The 20,724-nt window shown below is 31.6% G+C and carries 16 protein-coding genes; 11 read left to right on the forward strand and 5 right to left on the reverse strand.

The window, feature by feature from the left end; translation table 11 throughout:
- Nucleotides 1-72 precede the first annotated feature (72 nt).
- From QSJ37_RS11995 to QSJ37_RS12015, 5 genes are all read left to right on the forward strand, one after another.
- A complete protein-coding gene (locus QSJ37_RS11995) occupies nucleotides 73-522 on the forward strand; it encodes an NUDIX hydrolase (protein ID WP_285755343.1) in 450 nt (149 codons plus the stop codon).
- 666 nt (nucleotides 523-1,188) lie between these two features.
- The gene (locus QSJ37_RS12000; RefSeq protein ID WP_285755344.1) at nucleotides 1,189-2,283 is read left to right on the forward strand and encodes a DUF4238 domain-containing protein; all 1,095 of its coding nucleotides are present in this window, start codon (nucleotides 1,189-1,191) and stop codon (nucleotides 2,281-2,283) included.
- A gap of 15 nt (nucleotides 2,284-2,298) precedes the next feature.
- Nucleotides 2,299-3,921 carry a hypothetical protein gene (locus QSJ37_RS12005; RefSeq protein ID WP_285755345.1) on the forward strand — a complete coding sequence of 541 codons (1,623 nt, stop codon included), beginning with the start codon at nucleotides 2,299-2,301 and terminating at the stop codon, nucleotides 3,919-3,921.
- A gap of 531 nt (nucleotides 3,922-4,452) precedes the next feature.
- On the forward strand, nucleotides 4,453-4,647 hold the full coding sequence (locus QSJ37_RS12010; RefSeq protein ID WP_285755347.1) for a hypothetical protein: 195 nt from the start codon (nucleotides 4,453-4,455) through the stop codon (nucleotides 4,645-4,647).
- A 23-nt stretch (nucleotides 4,648-4,670) separates the two neighbouring features.
- Nucleotides 4,671-4,820 (forward strand): hypothetical protein, encoded by a 150-nt coding sequence (locus QSJ37_RS12015; RefSeq protein WP_285755348.1) that lies wholly within the window; start codon nucleotides 4,671-4,673, stop codon nucleotides 4,818-4,820.
- Between the two features lie 657 nt (nucleotides 4,821-5,477).
- Here QSJ37_RS12015 and QSJ37_RS12020 read toward each other — a convergent pair.
- Together QSJ37_RS12020 and QSJ37_RS12025 are read right to left on the reverse strand one after the other, a co-directional pair.
- On the reverse strand, nucleotides 5,478-5,711 hold the full coding sequence (locus tag QSJ37_RS12020; RefSeq protein WP_285755350.1) for a hypothetical protein: 234 nt from the start codon (nucleotides 5,709-5,711) through the stop codon (nucleotides 5,478-5,480).
- Between the two features lie 220 nt (nucleotides 5,712-5,931).
- Nucleotides 5,932-6,435: a DinB family protein gene (locus QSJ37_RS12025; protein ID WP_285755351.1), complete on the reverse strand. Its 504-nt coding sequence runs from the start codon at nucleotides 6,433-6,435 to the stop codon at nucleotides 5,932-5,934.
- A gap of 710 nt (nucleotides 6,436-7,145) precedes the next feature.
- On the opposite strand from QSJ37_RS12025, the gene QSJ37_RS12030 reads away from it, so the two are divergent.
- The gene (locus tag QSJ37_RS12030; protein ID WP_023633403.1) at nucleotides 7,146-7,577 is read left to right on the forward strand and encodes a GNAT family N-acetyltransferase; all 432 of its coding nucleotides are present in this window, start codon (nucleotides 7,146-7,148) and stop codon (nucleotides 7,575-7,577) included.
- Nucleotides 7,578-7,764: 187 nt separating this feature from the next.
- A complete protein-coding gene (locus tag QSJ37_RS12035; RefSeq protein WP_352177144.1) occupies nucleotides 7,765-8,232 on the forward strand; it encodes a GNAT family N-acetyltransferase in 468 nt (155 codons plus the stop codon).
- Between the two features lie 241 nt (nucleotides 8,233-8,473).
- On the opposite strand, the gene QSJ37_RS12040 is transcribed toward QSJ37_RS12035, so the two are convergent.
- The 3 genes from QSJ37_RS12040 to QSJ37_RS12050 form a co-directional block, all read right to left on the reverse strand.
- On the reverse strand, nucleotides 8,474-9,367 hold the full coding sequence (locus QSJ37_RS12040; protein WP_285755353.1) for a hypothetical protein: 894 nt from the start codon (nucleotides 9,365-9,367) through the stop codon (nucleotides 8,474-8,476).
- Nucleotides 9,368-10,036: 669 nt separating this feature from the next.
- On the reverse strand, nucleotides 10,037-10,378 hold the full coding sequence (locus QSJ37_RS12045) for a hypothetical protein (protein WP_285755355.1): 342 nt from the start codon (nucleotides 10,376-10,378) through the stop codon (nucleotides 10,037-10,039).
- A 123-nt stretch (nucleotides 10,379-10,501) separates the two neighbouring features.
- A complete protein-coding gene (locus tag QSJ37_RS12050; RefSeq protein WP_285755357.1) occupies nucleotides 10,502-10,831 on the reverse strand; it encodes a winged helix-turn-helix transcriptional regulator in 330 nt (109 codons plus the stop codon).
- An 890-nt stretch (nucleotides 10,832-11,721) separates the two neighbouring features.
- Between QSJ37_RS12050 and QSJ37_RS12055 the strand changes: the two genes are divergently transcribed.
- The 4 genes from QSJ37_RS12055 (at nucleotide 11,722) to QSJ37_RS12070 (ending at nucleotide 20,115) form a co-directional block, all read left to right on the forward strand.
- Nucleotides 11,722-12,168 carry a helix-turn-helix domain-containing protein gene (locus QSJ37_RS12055; RefSeq protein WP_285755358.1) on the forward strand — a complete coding sequence of 149 codons (447 nt, stop codon included), beginning with the start codon at nucleotides 11,722-11,724 and terminating at the stop codon, nucleotides 12,166-12,168.
- A gap of 59 nt (nucleotides 12,169-12,227) precedes the next feature.
- Nucleotides 12,228-13,208: a hypothetical protein gene (locus QSJ37_RS12060; protein ID WP_285755360.1), complete on the forward strand. Its 981-nt coding sequence runs from the start codon at nucleotides 12,228-12,230 to the stop codon at nucleotides 13,206-13,208.
- 643 nt (nucleotides 13,209-13,851) lie between these two features.
- Nucleotides 13,852-16,914, forward strand: a complete 3,063-nt coding sequence (locus QSJ37_RS12065; protein WP_285755361.1) for a site-specific DNA-methyltransferase — start codon at nucleotides 13,852-13,854, stop codon at nucleotides 16,912-16,914.
- Nucleotides 16,915-16,926: 12 nt separating this feature from the next.
- Nucleotides 16,927-20,115: a DEAD/DEAH box helicase family protein gene (locus QSJ37_RS12070; protein WP_285755362.1), complete on the forward strand. Its 3,189-nt coding sequence runs from the start codon at nucleotides 16,927-16,929 to the stop codon at nucleotides 20,113-20,115.
- Nucleotides 20,116-20,724 lie beyond the last annotated feature (609 nt).

Genomic DNA, 20,724 nt, shown 5'->3' on the forward strand with positions numbered 1-20,724 from the left:
TTGGCTAACGGGCAGGTTAGTAAAAGAAAAATAATGATATAATTATTGATTATATAAAGGGGAGATATTTTATTGAGAACGAGAGTTAGAGCTTCAGGAGTTGTGGTGCATAATGAACATATACTCTTGCATAAGATGGATGATTTTTGGGTTTTACCTGGTGGTGGAGTAGAGTTTGAAGCAACAACAGAAGGATTAAAAAGAGAATTTAAAGAAGAATTGGGGATTGAAATTAAAATAAAGAAATTGTTGTGGGTAGCAGAAAATTTTTTTGAATATAACAATCAAAAAGAACAAAGTATTGAATTTTATTATCTAATAGAGTTTCCAGAAAACTCTTCACTATATCACCAAAATAGCTTTGAAGGATATGAAGGCAAACAAACTTTGAAATTTAAGTGGCATAAAATTGATGATATAAATAATTTAACAATTTTACCTAAATTTTTGACAGAATATTTGAAGGAATTAAAAACATCAATTCCAGAAAGGATTCAACACATTATAAATAAAACAATTTAATTTTTAGTTTTAGTAATCCTGCTAACGCGAGTATATTAGTTTAACATAAAAATTGAAGTAAAAAGGCATTGTTAAGAAAAACAATGCCTTTTTTATTGCGAATGATAATGTTTTTTTGTCGCTAATTACATCACCATTTACCTAACGAATAGTTATACTAATTATATTTTTGTACTTCTAATCCGAACTCGTTAATATTTTTCTATGGTTTTCTTTCATTAGAGAGGCAATTTTTTGGTTATTTTCATTAGTAAATTGTTCTAATTGCTGAATAATAAATTTTTGCCGTTCTACTGGGTAGTTTTGACTCAACTTTACTTTACCTTTGATTTTAAATGCTACAATTTCTTTAGTCATACTTTATATATATTAATTTGAAACCATTCTAACATAGATTTAACCTCCTTTCTCAGCTTTAGAAATAAAGTTTATTCAACTATACTGTTCGTTAGCTGAACAAAGACATCAATAATCTTCTTTAAGAAAGTCTTCTAAAAAATAAACAATAGCGTGAAATGAAAATGCAAGATATAACGTGTATGGAGCTACAAGAGTAATTGGAATAAAATTTAAGATGATAGGCCCTTTTAAAGAATTGAGTAGTTATAATAGAAACTGTTTTGAAAAATGGTTCGTAATTTTAAAATTTAAAAAGAGGTGGAACTTGTGCCAGAAAAGAAAAAACAACATTTTGTACCGAGATTCTATTTAAAAAACTTCTCTAACAATTTAAATAAAAAAACAATCGGAGTATTCAACTTGGAAAGAGAAAGATTTATAGTACATGGGGATTTGAAAAACCAAGCATACAAGGATTATTTTTATGGTAAAGATGGTGAAATAGAGAGTGAATTAGGGAAAATAGAGACAGAAGCATCCAAAATATTTAATAAGATTATAGAAGAATGCTATGTGCCTACATATCTCTCAGAAAGTCACATTGTATTACTGATTTTCACGATTTTCTTAGCTGTCAGAACTGAATATTCGGCAGATACACAAAATGAAATATTAGATAAAATGGTTAAAACTATATTTAAAGATGACCCACGAGTTAAAGATGAGTTGGATAAAATTGTTATAGAATATACCAACCCGTCAGCGTTTATTTTAAGTATTGTCGCAAGCATAATACCTATAACTTTTGATTTGAAATACAAATTAATTGTAAATAATACAGATTGTCTGTTTATTACTTCCGATAACCCCGTAATTAGATATAATCAGTTTCTTGAGAAGCGAAAACCCTATGGAAGTAATGTAGGATTCGCTACAAAAGGATTGCAATTATTTTTACCTATTAATCCAAAGATGTTTCTTATTTTTTATGATGATAGCACTTATAAAGTTGGAAATAAAAAAGATAGTGTTGTATTAATTAATGACGAAAAAGATGTCAAAGCATTAAATGTTCTTTCATGTGTTAACGCATATAAAAATATTTATTTTAATCATCAATTTAATGAGAGTATGATTAGAGAGATTTACAACAAAGCCAAAAAGTATCGAAAAGAGCAAAAAGCGAGTGTTGATGAGTATAGGTCTATAGAAAATGAAAACAGTTCTCTCATTCATTTGTATGAGAGAGATATAAGAATAAACCTAAAGCTTAGTTTTATCAAGGAATTAAAAAAGGCAAAAGGCTTTAAAATCGGTAATAGGGTTGTTCATGTAAGAAATGAAAAACTGTTAGATGCGGTTGAGGAGTTTAGAAAAGAATTTGCAATCAAAAACTTTAATTCAAATAAAATTAATCAATAGAATGGGGGCAAATGCATGGGTGGTAAAGAAGGAGCTTGGGGGTATCTTGCGCAAGCAGTTGTATGTGTTATTAATTCTCTTGTAGAAAAAAGCTGGACTCATGTTCAGATTGAACCTGATACAGCTAACGATAAAGTAGACATTGCTTGGTTTTATGAAAGTAGTAATCCTGAAGTAGTTCAAGTAAAATCTTCAAAAAATAATTTTACACACTCCAATATACTTTCTTGGCTTCAAACTCTCATTCAGGATGTGCCTGACGCTGTTGAATATCGTTTAATCCTTATTGGAACATGCAGTGATACGACTAAAAAAATTATCAATAGGATTAATGAGAATAGGGCAACTGATGATGATTGGAACGGAATTACGCTATTAAAAACGTATGGGGAGAAAATAAAAATACAGCTTGAAAATAATGACCAGGAAGCTTTGGAATCTAAAATAATGAGGTATCTTGGATGTTTTCTATCTGATAAAGGGAAATACCCTACACATACTATCTTGGAACTGATGTCAAAGTCATTAGCGTACCAATTCATGAGGTTTTCTACTAATGGTGAGAAAATTTCAAGAGAAGCTTTTGAAAATCAGCTTTTAGATTGGGTTAATTACAACTATTTGTTGGAAGGTGAACTACGGCAAAGTGATTTAAAAATTGAATACTATTTATTCGACAAAATTCCTTTTTCAACGAGTATGAATGCTTATTCTACATCTTTATCGAAATCACGTTTTTTCTTGAGAAAGAAAGAAGAAGCCTTTGCATTGTATGAAAAAATCAAAGAAATGGTAATTATAAGAAAGGAACGAGAGGAGCAGGAACATACTAATATTTTAGGTCGTTCACTTAGATTTCCCTATTATTCGTACTGTGAATTTACTGAAAAACGTAAAAAAAACATAATATATTTATCTCGTGAATTTTTAGGCGTAGAGCTTAATGATGAGTTTTTCTATGTAGGAAATTTAAAACAACCAAGTGTACGTGTTACACCAATGTTTGGTTCAGCTTATGTAGAAACAATTGGTGATAAAGAAGAAAAGGTCAAGTATGAATTATTACTTAAGTATGAGGATAAATTAGAAGAAATTCGTTCAATGTTAGAAATGCTTTCATATTTGGATTCTTTTTATTGTATTCCACTTGTATTAAGAAATTTTGGAACAAAACACGATAGAAATATTCGTGTAAAAGTTAAATTACCTAAAAATCTAAGATTGTTAACAGCAAACAATATGAAACAACCTGATTTAAATGTTATTGAATACTTTACGGGGTTTGGAAGTTGTCTTCAAAAGGCATTTACACATAAAAAGGACAGTAAGATAATACCGTATTCATATAGGCCATATAAAATTTTAGATAATATTCTCTATCATCTTAAATATTATAATGAAGAAGAATTAATAGAAGAGTTTCGAAGTTATTTGAAAGTTTTATTTGATTTTGAATTTTATGAGGAAGATGGAAAATATGTTTTGGTTTTCCATTTTAATGAAATAAATCCAAAAGAAACTTTGGCGTTTCCTTGTTTCTTGTTGGTTCAAGCTGGTCAATCTTTTGAAATTAATTACGAAATAACATCACAAAATTTACCGAATGTTGCTAATGGGGTATTAACTTATCAAGTTTAATATCCCATGCTCATGTCTTCATAGTAAAGAAATAAATTCTTTTTCCATTCTTACTTATCCTTACATATTAGAGTATAAATAAAACCTTGCTAAAATAAAAAAATCCTGCCAAAATCGAAATAAAGTGGTGCAAAAGGGTAGGGGAAAGGTTTTAGGGAAAAGGAGAAATCCTTTTCTCTCAAGCCTTTTACTTGTCTTTATCGCACGACTCTGTTTTTACTGAACTTAGTTAGGATGCGAAAAATTTGCAAGAGAAATGGGAGAAATCCCGTTTCACTTAGGGAATAATGGACAGGAAAAAGATGTGAAAATGTTAAGAGAAGATAAATAAACAAAGAGTTCAAGGTCAGTTACGATAATTCCAAAAGGTTTGTGGAAATCGAACATGTCAAGGTGCAATATTTAGCTGATAGGAAAGACTGTAAGCAAACGGTACTCTACTAATTTTAAGTTCACAACATGAGCGAAATAGTTTTTCCTTATTCCCTCCTTTCCTTTATATGGTATAATGTCTCCAGAAGGAGGGGGAGCATGGAAGAAAAACTAATTGAACATTGTCCACATTGTGGAGCCGACCTAATTGGAGAAAAAATTCCTTACAGATTGAGAGAACATTATTCACCGCCTTATTTTTCCAGGCTGAAAATTGGGATTTATAACAGGAAACTTGATATGATTACGCACTGGGAATGCCCTTTTTGCAAAGGTGTATGGGAGAGAAAATGAAAATAAAGAGGGGGAGTTGGCTGATGTTAAGTGAAGAAAGAAGATACTGTTCGGAAATGGAAACAGAAGACAGCTTCCGTATCAAGAATGAAATTTTTTTTGATGATGGAAACGAACATACATTCGTGATTAACGACTTCTATTCCGTCTTAGATGCATTAGAAGAAGAATAATTCTAAAAAAACCCCTCATATTGAGGGGTTTTACCAGTTTTGTAATTCTACAATAACATCTGCAGAGCCAGGACCCAGCACGAATTCTTCACGACCTACAACTTCATTGTCTTGATTTAATCTATATTTTATCAATATCATCGAACCAATTGCGACTATCAAGATAAATATATCAAGCATGCGAATGTTTTCGTGTGCGAGGTAGTCATGCCTGATTGTTATTTCTGCATCACGATAAATAGCTACTTCTTTTTCATATAACTCTTTGCATTTCTGTTCAAAACTTACCCCATTTTTTCTTATTCCTCCTATTTTTTCTTATTCCTACTTACAACGAATCAACCATATTATCTTTGGAAGTTGTTTTAGAAGCTTTAACAAATATTGAGTGTCTTTTCTTAACTGTTCTTCACGAGGACTCGGTGTTGGCATAGGTACATACACTCTTTTAGCTGTTTTTTTCACTTTTAACACTTTTTTTTCATTGTTGTTTTGTAACAAAAGTTCACAACTCCTTTTCGTTACAATCTTCTGTAGAGTTTTTCTATTGCTTTATCCATCTTGTCTATGATTTCTTTTATGCCCCAATCATGAACAGATGTATGAGGTTGCAAAGGATTTCTCTTTCTTGTTCGTTTTAATCCTCTTGTTTGCGTACTACTTTTTTTCATTGCTTGATAACAAAGAAGTTAATTCCTGTATCGTTTTTTCCGGTAAGTGTTGAAGAAATGCTTCTAATCCTACATTATACAAAAGTAACAACAGCAGATTGATGCGTTCCTGTTCGCTCCATAACAAATCACCTTGTACCAGTTCTAATTTTTCGGGGGTGTATCGTTCATATTGCGAATATGTAATTTTTTTTGCTTTTGGGGCAGGAACAATATCCATTTTCCCATCTCCTTTTGGTTTTCCATTTTTTGTGTTAAACTATAAAGTAGCTAATATTATATCCATCGGTTCACTTTGAGACCACCTATTGGGAGCTGGTGGTCTTTTTTATTTTAGGCTCTGTTAAATTTTGCTGGCGAGAATAGTAAAATTAAGGGAAACCCAATATCTAAGGGTTTCCCTTTCCTTTTAAACTAACGCACCCGTTAGCACATTATTATTAAAGCGGTGGATTTTCCACACCTAAATGAATCCAATCTTCTTTTGATGGCCCATAAACCCCAAAAGGTTTGATTCCAGCTTGACGCATAAGAACTGTAACTTGCCCACGATGATGAACGATGTGCTTGATTAGTCCCATTAAAATTTGAGCATTTGTTTCTTCCCTTCCGAATGCATTTTGCACTTCCCTCAAAGATTCGTCTGTCCATTGTTGTTCAATGACTTTGGCTGCATAAGAACTTACATTTTTAAAGGTTTCAGCAATTTCTTTGGCTGAAGTTGGAACCCTTTCTGCATTTTCTACTTTATCTATCTTCAACCCGAAATGAGCTAAATATTCTGGAATATTTGTTGTAAAATGCCACACAATCCTTCCCAAAGTACGACCTTCTGGGTAAACTTTTTGTTTTAACGATTCATCGGTCAAACCATCCAAAACCTTTTGAGTTAGCATTGCTTCCCAATTCCATTCTCTAATGAAATCTGCAATCGTTACATACATATACAATACCTCCAAAATCAGTATTTCAATTGATAATTTATTTCCTCATAGAAATACTCGTTCTTTATCTGTATGCGATAGTTTGTCGATATACTTTAATGAGTCACAAAACACTTTTCTTACTTTTGCAACCTTATCGAATATTTGTTCTGATTTTATTATAACAAGTTTCTGGAAAGGTATCAAATATCAACATTTATCATTAACAGACATCCATGCCAATAATAATTGGCACATCGATGAATGAAATAACACAGCAGAAGTTATCCACAGTTATTTCAGGGTAGAGCCTTATTTTAAATGAAAACAGAGTGAGGATGTTGAGTTTTACACAATGAGAATTTGGAAAATTAGCTGAAAAGTTCATTAATAGGTGTAAAAAATTACAAAGAGAAAGGGGTTATATAGTATTATCTCACGATGGAACGATTACTTCCTATCGCCAAATAATTTCTGGTAAAAACATTACTCGTGAAGATTTTCCTAAAGAAACTGGATGGTTTAGAATTAGTTGCTGAACTTTTATTCGAGCGAATTAACTTCCATCATCTGTGGTGAAGCTTGCTTTATGGTTGGCTAACGGGTGCGATACTTCAACAAGAGGGTATCGCTTTTTTTATTGAACTAACAGGGTAGTTTATTTTAAGAAGGAAAACTATTTAGAAATGAGGAAATAATTCGATAATAACATTAAATGAAGGAGGAATCGTATGGAAATTAGAAAAGCTACTTCTAATGATATTCCTGAATTAGCATCTTTAATGGAGCAACTTGGTTATCCAACCTCTGTTGAACAGATGAGAATTAGATTTAGTAATATTGAATCAAACCCAAGCTATCATACTTTAGTTGCTGAATATGATGGAAAAGTTGTTGGAATGATTGGATTATGTACTGGGGTTTTTTATGAATTGGATGGTTCTTATGTTAGAATCGTAGCTTTAGTTGTAGATTCTAACTATCGTAGCAAAGGTATAGGAAGAAAGTTAATAGAAGAAGCAGAAAGTTGGGCAAAAAGACAAGGAGCTATCAGTATTGGAGTAAATAGTGGAAATCGTACAGAACGTTTAACTGCTCATCAATTTTATATTAATATGGGTTATGAACAAAAAAGCATTGGATTTGCAAAGAAGCTTATTTAACTATTCTGAAAATTAATATTTTCATTCTTTTGATGGTGCCGTATAGATACGGCATATCTCCCATGGAAGAACGAATTAACTTCCATCATCTGTGGTGAAGCTTGCTTTAAGATGGCTAACAGGCAGTTAAATCAAAGAAGTCATATAGAAGCTAATCAGCATTATCCAAAATTTTGGGGGGATTTTTGTGATTCGATTGGCAAATGCGGAAGATGCACATTTGATTCATCAAATTATGGTGTTAGCCTTTGAGGAATATAGGAATATGGATGTTCCATCAAGTGCACTTAATGAAACTGTAAGCTCCATTGAAGAGTCATTAAAAAACGGCTCCGAAAAAGCCTTGCTTTGCTTTGGGGATGGAGTTCCACTTGGTTCTGTGAGATTTAAAACAGATAAGAATTCCCTTTATTTCTTCCGCCTTTCTGTTTGTCCCGAAGCAAGAGGAAGAGGAATAGCGAAGTCTATGCTATCATGGCTTGAAAATTATGCAAAAGAACATGGAAAGACAGAAATATGGTGTAGAGTTCGAATGTCCATTCCACAGAATATACAGTTATACAAATCAGTTGGATACATTGTTTGTAAGGAAGAAGTCGTAACAAATCCTAATGGTTTTCCAGTAAAAACAGTAGTTATGAAAAAGGGAATTTAATTTAATTAACGGGTACGATAGTTGAATAAGAAAACATGTGCAACTTATTTCAAGTTCTCCCTAAGCAAGAAAAGTGGCACAAATTGTCGATGCCACTTTTTCATTCCTAAAATAAAATTATAGAACGGCTGTCCACCAAAAAAACTGAATATCGCCTGATTTTTACATTAATCTTCAGTATATAATAAACCTAACAAATAGAAAGAGAATTTATATCGTTCCATTGTTAGGTTTTATAAAACTAATTTTCCCTTAAATTCCTGTCTAATAATTTGTTTTTATATATTTCGCTATTTATAAGTTTTTGTGGCTTATTTTGTATAGCTTTAAGAATTTTCTCTTGTTGCTCTTTAGATAATTGCTCTTGAGCCTTTCTGCTTTCATTCATATAGTCAATTATGTCTCCCATAACTGGACTTTTAACCTTTTGATTTTTCACCTCAAACTTCCCTCTATCAACATTCACATAAGTATTTTCCCAATTTTCAATACTTGATTTTTCTAATATAGTACAAATTAATATCCCAGAAAGATTGGATATTACATAATAACCATTAAAATCATTACAAATGACCGTATATCCAAATGAACTATGCCTAAAAAATGTATGCGGGTCAGCATCAGCAATAACTTTATCCGTTCTTTTTATGTCATCAAAAAAGAAAATATGATTTTCTATTTTTGAGATATCATTTCTTCTTCCAAGTAAATAATCCCTTAATATCTCTTCGTTCCTAATTAATGTATCTAATTTTTCTGTTGCTAAAGACTTATTTGCTTGAAAGTCTAATATGTCTAAATACAAATTACGCCAATTAACAGAAGAAATAAAATAATTTAACCACTCTTCATACTCAAACTCTTTTAACTTTCCTTTCTTATATGGATAAAATACATTATTGGCAAACTTCGTTTCACATGTATTGAATAAATCTTCACAATTACCGCATAATAAATATTGTTTATCTCCATCTTGTACTCTTTGGTTAGGATTAAAAGCATTACGCATAAACCCTGTTACAGATTTTTTCATAATTCTTCTAAATACAAATTTGGGTATGATATGACTTTCTTCTAAGATTACATTTTGCTCTTTACATAAAGCGCAAGTGCCTACTATACCTTTCTTTCCCATATTATCCCCCTTAAAACTCTTCAGTATATAGTAGCCCTTAAACTGAATTATTTAAGATGGTGTAATAAGTTTCATACATGTCTTACATTCAGTTACTCCTTTCCTACAAGGTTAACAATAATTTTTATCCATATTTTTACAAATAAAGGATGTTAGTAAAGGTCTTTGATACGGTCCAGAGTCTATAATTTAATAAAGATATTTTGACATTTATACGTTCGAATCCCTATATAGGTTTCAGCTGTTGAATAAACACGATTAGGTGTAGATAAAAAAAGAGCAGTCATTTGCAAACGATGATAATAGAAGAACTTTTAGAAAAAAAGGGGCCATAGCCCAGCTCTTGTATTTTTTCACGAAAGACAAAGGCTTTGATATTGACGTTTTTGTTGTACGTAGGAGTTTGACTTCATCAGAAAGATTGGTATGAATATGGAGTTCTTTTGTAGCATCAACCTCTGATATTAACCAAAAAAGAAGTAATAAGAAATCCAAAATACGGAAGTGACCATCAGAATAAAAAACGGAATATTGATTTTTGTTTTATCTTTAGTGGACAAGGAAAGATAGTTCCCTATATATAAAAACCATAAAATAGTGACAAAGACCAAGATATAAGAGAGAATAGCCAATGACTTCATCTTTTCCTCTCCTTGCTGTCCTGTTTATCTATATCCTATTTATTTTGTTATTGCCCTTTTTTTGTTGTATATAGGCTTTGACTTCATCAGAAAGAGTGGCATTCATATGGAGTTCTTTTGCAATAACATGCAACATCTTCGCCACATCTTCTACACGATGATGGTCAAGACCAGGAAGTAAACGAGAAACGGTTTGTTTAGCAACATTCCGTTCCAGAAATGGAGCAACTTCTCTGACTTTACGTGCCACTTCTAACGAAAGCTCTGCTGTTTTTTGACGATAGCTCGTTCCACCCTGTTGGTGAAATCTCCACTCTTTTTGCAATTCATGAAGAAACTTTGCGAACGACACGACATGCTCTTTCCCCATCCCTTCGCACATCCTGAATACCTTCCTTCCGTTCGGTTTGTTCATCTGTGTCTTAATTAAATTGCCTGCTTTTAGAATTTTGTATGTACATATTAATAAAGCCCCATGCTCTTTGAATTTCTGTTAAGTCAACCTCCAATTTTTCTGATTGAAGCTTATAGTCGTGATACAACTCAGGATATTGGCAAATAAGATGCAATAATTAAAAACTAAAGAATAAGGTGTGTTTTTTAAACCAATGCTTAATAAACGATATTCACCACTTTTTATTTTTCTTATAGAGCCATACTTTTCTAATCGTTTGAGTCGTTTTGAAATGTTTGTTTGCGAAATACCTAACCTATTTGCAAGTACCTTTTGTGACACTTTTACAACACTATCATCATTTTTTAAACTATCTAAAATATGGATTAACGATAAATCTGTCTCCATCATTTTCAAAAGTTCTTCCAAGATAAAACACCTCCTACTCAAATTGCTGTTTTGCGATTTAATAAATATATTTATTTGTTCCTGTACATTCAAAATGTGGAGAGGATTATGAGCACTATACGAAATACTCACATTATACGTTCTGTATTTCGCTGCATTTTCATTATCAGTGTTTTTTAAGACTACAATATAAGTTCGGTAAGATGGCAACCAATTCTTTCAAAAAATCAATCGTTTCCTCATGATTAATCGTCTCAGAATGCTTTTTAGGCAGTTCTTAGCCAATCGCAATCTCCTTTTTTTACGACCTTAACAAAGGATACCGATTAAGTAAATCCTGAAAATCTATTGAATAAGGGATTTTTATAGAAGATGAGAGCAGGAAAGGTTATTAACCATACCTTATAAAGAAAAGATTGAAAAGTTTATAAAGCGGGGAAAAGGAAATAGGATTTAGGGGATAAGGTGCAATGATTCATACATATTGAATAATTTTTATTAATCCTTTCAGCATTTCATCATAACTGTTTATGAACATTTCATAATTCTTCATACCCCTTTAAAATTTCAATCCTTCATAACTTTTTCGTAATTCTTCATAATTTATCCATCATTTTTACTAACTCATTCATAACAATTCATCTATTTATTCACTGACACGCTCCCTTTCAACTTCACACAGCACACGAATAATTTCCCATCATACGTTTCCAAATAAAACAAGTTGTTTTTAGTGTACAAAAATATTCTTAATCAAGTGTTGTAGCCCGCCTATTACTGAATATTTCAGATTAAAAAATCTATAATATAAAGTCCTTATCCTAAAACAAGGATTTCTATTACAGAAAAATTTAAACAGGTTGCTCTAATTCTTCAGAATTAGACAGATGAAAAAGGAGGAGAAATTCATTATGAGAAAAAGTGACCGGGCAGTATCTAACAATTTTGGGTCGACCTTGCGTTACTGGCGCGAAAAAAGGGGCTACTCTTTACAACAGCTTTATGAAAAAACAGGAGTTAGCACTGGCTATCTTCATCGACTTGAGAAGGGAGAACGTAAAGCCCCATCCATCCCGATTGCTTCTAAAATTGCTAATGCTCTTGAAATTCCGCTTTCTTTGTTGTTGGACATTTCAACAACAGAAACTCCTGTACAAGAAGCTCCTACGATATCAGAGTTAATCTTGTACAATGATTTTAAGATTGAAAAACATAACTTGATTAGTAAAGATGCGAAAGAAGCTCTTGTGCAGATAATTGAGTTCATCATTGAAGCGTCTTGGGATGAGGATAATAAAATTAAGGAGTTGTTTGACCTATCAGAATTGATAGATGACTTTAAAGAGGTAAGCAAGTAATTAAGGGGAGGGGGCCTATTTAGGGTCTCCTTTTCTTATCACAAGGGAGGGCTATAGGAATGAGCTTAAATGGAAGCGAAAAGGAATTCTTATTTACCTTATTCTTGAAGCAAAATAAGCAAATTCTCGAAAAAGAACTTCAGCTTAATATAGAAGATATAGCATTGGAGAAACCTTTTAATAGAATGAAAATCGATATGTATGGAATAGATTATAATTCGGGGGTGGAAATATTTGTTGAAAATCTTTTATACAAATCTAACGATTCACATCAGAGTAAAATATTAAAGATGGTGGAAATGATTGACCAAGGAATTATCGTATACCAGGCTCTGGACTTCCAGCAAAAGCATATCGTTGAGCTTCACGAGGCGGTAAAGAGCTCCAGCAAGCCGATAAATCTTTATTTGTCAAGAATAAATGCCGATATATTAATACCGCTTGAAATGCTAAATAGAATGCACAAACTAAAGGTTTATGAGAATCTAAACTTGTTGGCAATAGAGAATCCTATCCAGTTCTTAGAGAAGGAAAGTATTGTACAGCCTATAAAGGGTGATAAGGTTTTTGTAAGAAAAAAGGGATTTGATTTTAGCAAAAGGGAAGATAGGAATGCATATCTTTTAAAAAGTCTTAGAGAAAAAATTCCGTATTTTCTTCCTTTCCATCGTGAAAAAGCAAATTTAGATACTATTCGTGTACTGTCCTTCGGAGCTGGTCGGAGTGATTGCAACTATTTTGTTTCCATCAGTGATAGGAGAAACATGGCTTTTGTAGAACTGCGTTTTTCAGAAAACAACAGCCCAATATACAATGCGATTAAGAAAAAAGAGGACATTGTAAGGGGAAAAATTGGAAAAGATGTGGCGTTCAGGGATAACTCGATAGCGTTAGAGTTCAAACATCATGGAGATGTGGAGGAAACAGTTAATCGGCTGGCAGATATATTTGAGAAAATGATTTTAGCGTTCGCAAATTACATTTATTACTTTGATGAAGATAAGAGAGAAATGTGGAAGTACCATAAAGAAGGGATATAAAATTAATAGCAATGTAAAAGTTACAAAGGCGTTGGACTATCCAATGCCTTTGTTTTTGCTTTGTCTTCGCAAAAACTGCCAATATCATTATTAAAATATTAAATGACAATGAAAAAAGTTTATTTTGTATAATTAAAGTAAAGACAAAGGAGGATTTATATGAAAGAAAAAATTATGTTGTTAAAAATACATAATGCTCTTAAAAAAAGAAAAAATTTATATGAAGCTGTTCGTGGGAATTGAAAATATGGATAAAAGACGATTTGATTACATTCATATGTGGTTAGGATTAATCAAGGCAAAGTAGTGTGTGTTCCTGTCTTTCAAATGGAACATTGTAGCAGAAGACCCTGAAAAAAGGGGGAAATACTTTGAAGACAGTGAAGCTCCAGAAGAAATGTTATCAAAATTGCAACGTGTCGAAGAGCGATTGCTAAAAAAGTTTGAACTTGGAAGTTCGGTTGCTTATATTTCTCTTTCTGAATTGAATAATACTCTATAGTCAACTATACTCTTATTTTATTTTTATTAAGAGATGAAATAAATCGGAAAAAAGAGCTTAAACTCATCGTGTATCAGCATACAAGAAAGAATATTTATTTATGATAAAATGAGAAGCTGTATGGTTAAAGGAGGAAATACAGTGTACGAAAGTTACGAAAAACTTAAGTCTATATTAAAAGAAATGTTTCAACTCGACCAATCCGAATTGGATTTTGGTATATACAGAATTATGAATTACAAAAGACAAGAAATTGAGAAATTTTTAAATGAGGACCTATTACCTCAAGTAAGAAAAGAACTGGAGAAATATGTTTCTGTAGAACGAAAAGGTATAGAAAAAGAATTAAAAGAACTGATAAAAAGGTTAGAAGAAGACGGTGTGCCATTGGAAAGTAGCACCAAATATTTAACTCTAAAATCTAAGCTTGATAATGGATTAAATATTGCTTCAGCAGAAAATGAAGTCTATTCTCATCTCGCAAATTTCTTTAGACGCTATTACAATAACGGGGATTTTATTTCTTTAAGACGTTATAAAAAAGATGTGTACGCCCTTCCTTACGAGGGAGAAGAAGTTAAGTTACATTGGGCAAATGCTGACCAATATTACATAAAAACAGCTGAATATTTTAGAGATTATAGTTTTACCACTCCTGATGGAAAAAAAGTTCATTTTAAGTTGGTAGAAGCTGAAACAGAAAGAGACAATAATAAGGTTCAGAAAGGCAAAGAAAGACGTTTTGTTCTTTATAAAGATGAGCCATTAGTTGAAGAAAACGGGGAGCTTATTATCAAATTTGAATATGTAATACATGAGAAAAAACAAAAAGAATTAATTGATGAAGCTATAGAATTTATTTCTAAAAAAATTAATACTGACGCATTCTTATCTAAATATCAAACTTTGTTTGTACTGCAGCCAACTGAAAAAAACCCAAAAAGAACGTTACTCGAAAAATATCTGAATGACTATACCTCCAGAAATACTTTTGATTATTTTATACACAAAGATTTGGGAGGATTTTTAAGAAGAGAGTTAGATTTTTATATTAAGAATGAAGTGATGTTCTTAGATGATTTAGACACAGAAAATGAAGTGAAAATTGAACAGTATATCACAAAGATTAAGGTTATTAAGAAAATAGGAGACAAAATTATTACTTTTCTTGAACAGATTGAAAATTTTCAAAAAAAACTGTGGTTAAAAAAGAAGTTTGTAACAGAGACGAATTATTGTATTACGTTAGATAGAATTCCAGAAGAGCTTTATCCCGAAATTATTAGCAATAAAGAACAAATTAATGAATGGAAAAGACTTTTTGCTATTGATGAATTAGAAGGATATAAAGAACCTTTAACAGTCGACTTCTTAAAACAAAATCCTTATCTTGTTTTGGATACAAGATTTTTCAATGAAAAATTCAAGGAATATATTATAGATTCTATTGAAAATTTAGATAACGAAATAGATGGATTATTAGTTCAAGCTGATAATTTCCAAGCGTTGAATTTATTACAAACTAAGTATAGTGGACAGATAAAATGTATCTATATTGACCCGCCTTATAATACTGGTTCAGATGGGTTTTTGTATAAAGATAATTACAAACACTCAAGTTGGATGTCTTTTATTGCGGATAGGGTTAAGTTAAGTAGGAATTTTCTTGGTGAAGAATCGTTATTCTTTTCAAGCATCGGAGACCAAGATGATGAAAATAGAGAGAGTATTCGTCTAACCTATATACTCGATGAAATATTCGGTAGCAATAACTATATTGAAAATATTGTTTGGAAGAAAAAGTATGGTGGAGGAGCTAAGACCAAATATTTTGTAGGATTACATGAGTATATCTTGTGCTATGCAAAAAATAAAAGAGAAATTAAGAATATACAAACACCACCAGATACAGAATCACTAAAGTACTACAAATATAAAGACGAGAAATATGAAAAAAGAGGACCATATAGATTGCAACCCCTGGCTACAAATAGTATGGATGAAAGGCCAAATCTAAGATATCCGATTATGTTTAATGGGGAAGAAATTTGGCCAGAAAAACAATGGCAATGGTCAAAAGAGAGAACTGAGTTGGCGTTAAGGAACAATGAAATTGTTATTAACAAAAAAGCCGATGGAAATTATACTGTTAACTTTAAGCAATATTTAAAAGATGAAAATGGAGAAATAAGGAAAAGCAAGCCTTTTTCAATTATTGACGGGGTTTACACTCAACATGGGACAATTGAAATTAAAAACATGTTTGGAGATGGTCAAACATTTTCTTTTCCTAAACCAAGTAAATTAATTGAGGGTTTAATTAGCATATTTGATACGGATATAACTGTTTTAGATTATTTTGCAGGTTCAGGTACTACTGCTCACGCAGTTATAAATCTCAATAGGCAGGATGGAAAGAAGAGAAAATATATTTTAATTGAAATGGGGGACTATTTCGACTCAGTTTTAATACCGAGAATACAAAAAATAATATATTCCAAGGACTGGAAAGGTGGAAAGCCAGTTTCACGTGAAGGTTCAAGTCATATATTCAAATATATTCGGTTAGAATCGTATGAAGATACTTTGAACAATCTTGTAATCCAGAGAAAAGATGAGCAAATTTCATTACTTGAGCAGTATCCTGAACTTAGAGAGCAATATATGCTTTCGTATATGCTCAATAATGAAACAGAGAATAGCATGTCCTTACTCAATATAGACCAGTTTAAAAATCCTTTTAACTATAAACTTAAAATCGCCAAAGGATTAGAAACAAAAGTGACAACAATTGATTTGGTTGAAACTTTTAATTATCTCTTAGGACTTGAAGTGGTAAGAAATACAAAAAAAGAACGTTATAATGCTGTCGAAGATAAGAATAGCAATGTTCCTGGGGCAGTCAAATTAAATTCTGCAGATGATGGAGAGTATATTTTTAAACAAATTGAAGGAAGAACATTGTCTGGAGAAAAAATTCTCTTGATTTGGAGAACTCTAACAGATGATATTGTAAAAGACAATGCAGTGTTAGATGCTTACTTTTTAAAGAAAAGACACCATATAAAAGATTTTGACTTCGACAAAATTTATGTAAATGGAGATAATAACCTTCAAAATCTGAAACTGGATAATGAAAAATGGAAGGTATTTCTTATTGAAGAAGAATTCAAAAAACTCATGTTTGATGTACAAGATGTGTAAGGAGGTGTAGTGATGGCAAAGACAGCAAAAAGAGGAAAAAAAGTTAAAACACCTCAATTGAAATTTAATAAACGCTTAGTTTTGAATCAATACTTTTTAAGGCTCTTCGGGGTAAATAATTTTGAAGAAATTGCAAAAGAAATGAAGAAACCCAAATATGAGGGATTTGCTGAAGATAATAATACAAACTTTTATCATTTCCTTATAAACGAATGGAAAGATAAGTGTAAAATTAGTGCGGATAAGCTTCTCCAATATGATAATAATATAGTCGCACACACACAGCGTATTTCCGAAAAAAGAGAGTTGGGGGTTACATGGAAGTATTTCCAGTACCTCTCTCTCCTCTTTACAGAGATTTACTTAGATAAATATACAAATGAACCTGAAGAGTTGCTTTCAGAACTCAATAATTATGTAGAACAGTTTAATGCGGATAAGGAAGATAGCGATAAGATAGATTTGTATCAACTAAATGATTTGAAGAAATTAGCTTTTTGGAACGCCACAGGTTCGGGAAAAACTCTTATCATGCACGTTAATATTCTTCAGTATCTTCACTACATGAGGTTGTCGGGAAGAGAGAAAGAAATTAATAGAATAATACTCTTAACACCAAACGAAGGACTTTCGAATCAACATCTTGAAGAATTTAAATTGTCTGGACTAAAAGCCGAATTATTTGATAAAAATGTAGGTGGATTACTAAGGTTAGCAGAGAGAACAATTGAGATTATTGATATTTATAAAATTGAAGAAGAAGAAGGAGAAAAAACCGTTGCTATTGATTCCTTTGAAGGAAACAACCTTGTCCTGGTCGATGAAGGTCACAGAGGTACGTCTGGTACAGATTGGATAAGAAAAAGGGATAGATTGTGCGAAAATGGTTTTTCGTTTGAGTACTCTGCTACTTTTGGTCAAGCTATGAGAGCCTCAGGGAAAAATGACTTAATACAAGAATATGCCAAGTGTATCCTATTTGATTATTCATATAGATACTTTCATATGGATGGGTACGGAAAAGACTATCATATATTAAATCTTAAAGATGATAGCAATGAAGATATACGTCAACTTTATCTTACGGCTTGTTTACTCACGTTTTATCAACAAAAAAGGTTATTTGAAGACCGTAAAAAAGAATTCTCTGCTTTCATGCTGGACAATCCACTACTTATTTTTGTTGGAGCAAGTGTCTTAAAAGGAAAGAAAAACACAGAGGCTTCTGACGTGGTGGATATCTTAAAATTCTTCTCTGATTTTGTCAAAAATGAAGCGAAAAGTGTGAAACGAATAGAAAGATTGCTTGGAGGAAATTCAGGATTACTCGATAATAAAGGTAGGGAAATATTTAGAAATACATTTAAATATTTACATAGTAAAGCTATTAGTTCTGCAGATATATATAGGGATGTATTAAAAACGGTATTTAATTCAAATACTCCTGAAGCAGAACTTCATGTAGAGAACTTAAAAGGTGTGACTGGGGAAATTGGCATCAGGGTAGGAGAAAATGATTATTTTGGGGTCATTAATGTTGGAAATGATAAAAAGCTCTTAAAACTTTGTGATGAAAATGGTTTAATAACTGGTGAAAGAGAATTTTCTGATTCATTGTTTAAAAAGATTAATGAAAGCGACTCAACTGTGAATGTACTTATAGGTTCAAAGAAGTTTGCTGAAGGTTGGAGTAGTTGGCGTGTTAGCACGATGGGACTAATGAATGTAGGACAATCAGAAGGCTCTGAAATTATTCAACTTTTTGGAAGAGGCGTTAGACTTAAAGGTTATCAGTTTAGTTTAAAACGTAGCAAATTCATTAAAAAGGAAAATCCAGAATTGAAAATCCCAAAGTATTTAGATATTCTTGAAACGCTTAATATTTTTGGTATAAGAGCCGATTATATGAAGCAGTTTGAAGAGTATCTAAAAGAGGAAGAAATTAATACTGAAACTGAATCCTTATATATTGAGCTTCCAGTTATACGGAATAAAAATGTGAATTTAGGGAAGCTAAAAACACTCAAGATTAAGAGTGGATTAGACTTCAAAAAACAAGGACCTAAACTAAAGCTATCTATAATAAACGGAGAAACAATTAATAATAAGATTGTGGTTGATTGGTATCCTAAAATCCAAGTTCAAACATCTTTCGCAAACTCTAATGACAGTAGTGTTTTGAATACAGAAAAATTAAGCAAAGAACACCTTGCGTTTATCAATATGGATGATGTTTTCTTTAAAATCCAGCAATATAAAAACTTGAAGGGTTGGTACAATCTTATTATCACCAAGGAGAGTTTGGAAGAACTGCTTTTAAATCCTAATTGGTACACATTATATATTCCAAAAGCAGAGCTTGAATTCAACGATTTTAAAAATTTTAAGAAATGGCAAGAGATTGCCATTGTGCTTCTTAAAAAGTATTGTGATTTCTTTTATAAGCACAAAAAAGCTGAGTGGGAATTTCCACATCTTCAATATGAAGAGCTTAAAGAAGACGATGCAAATTTTATAAAAGAAGATAAGTATGTATTTACTATCAACAAACCAGAAGAAAACGATTCGTTGATTAGCAAATTGACTCAATTAAAAGAAATGATTGAGTCGGGACAACTAAAGGATATAGAATTTAAGAATTTCTCGTATGGAAATTTTGAACCATTAGAATTTGAAAAACATCTGTACAATCCTTTAATTTATATTAAAAAGAATGCAACTGAGATAGAAGTTAGCCCAGTTAACTTAAATGAAGGGGAACGTAACTTTGTTTCTGATTTAAAAGGTTTTTATGAGGCGAATACCTCCTTCTTTAGCGATAAAGAACTTTATCTCTTAAGAAATAAAAGTAAAGCTGGAATTGGCTTTTTTGAAGCAAATAACTTCTATCCAGATTTTATTATGTGGCTCATTTATAGGGACAAGCAATATATTACATTTATTGACCCTAAAGGTATTAGAAATTTACGAGGTAAAACCGATGCAAAGATTCAGTTATCAAAGACCATTAAAGATATTCAAAACACCCTGAAAGAACAAGATAAAAATATCATTCTTAACTCATTTATCATTTCCGGTACTCCCTATAGTGAAATATCACATTGGGGAAGCAGAGAAGAGTTAGAAGCCCTTAATGTTTTATTTCAGAAAGAAGACGATGCTTATATTGAAAAGATATTTGCAAATATCTTAGACGAATAAGCGTTATGAGCTGCTGGTGAAAAGTACCAGCAGTTTTTCAATTTTAATATAAAATGTTAATTATAAAAAGAGAAGAATGAATGGGTAAATAAAATTTTTGTGGAATAAAATGTTATTTATCGAATCAATTAGGATTGTAATCATGGAAAAAGAAAAATAAATAAAGGTGAAGGGAAAAATTTTGAAAAAATGAGGCTAAGGGAGAAATTTGCAAATCTAATGATTAAAGCTGAAATAGCAAGAATAGAAAACGAATTGAAAGAATTGAAGAGATAAAAAATCAAATCTCAACATTATTGAAGGTTAGAGTTTAATGACGTTTTTCAGAGAAAAGACCTTACAAACCTTGATATATCAATGGCTTCAGCATCTTGCAACTTTCGGAAAACATAAACCTATATATATGGCATTAAAAATATATGGTTTAAAATTCCAACAAAAAATATGAAGACTTAAGGTAAATAACAAATTTCTTGATTTGTTATCAATCCGCAGGAAAAAACATCACAGAATTTTTTACAAAAAAATCAAAAGTTAGCTAAAAGATGTTTTTTCCTGCGTAGGGAACGATAATCAACGCATGGAACAGGATTTCCTTTTATTAATAAA

This window comes from Parageobacillus sp. G301, from assembly GCF_030268025.1.
GTDB classification, from domain to species: domain Bacteria; phylum Bacillota; class Bacilli; order Bacillales; family Anoxybacillaceae; genus Parageobacillus_B; species Parageobacillus_B toebii.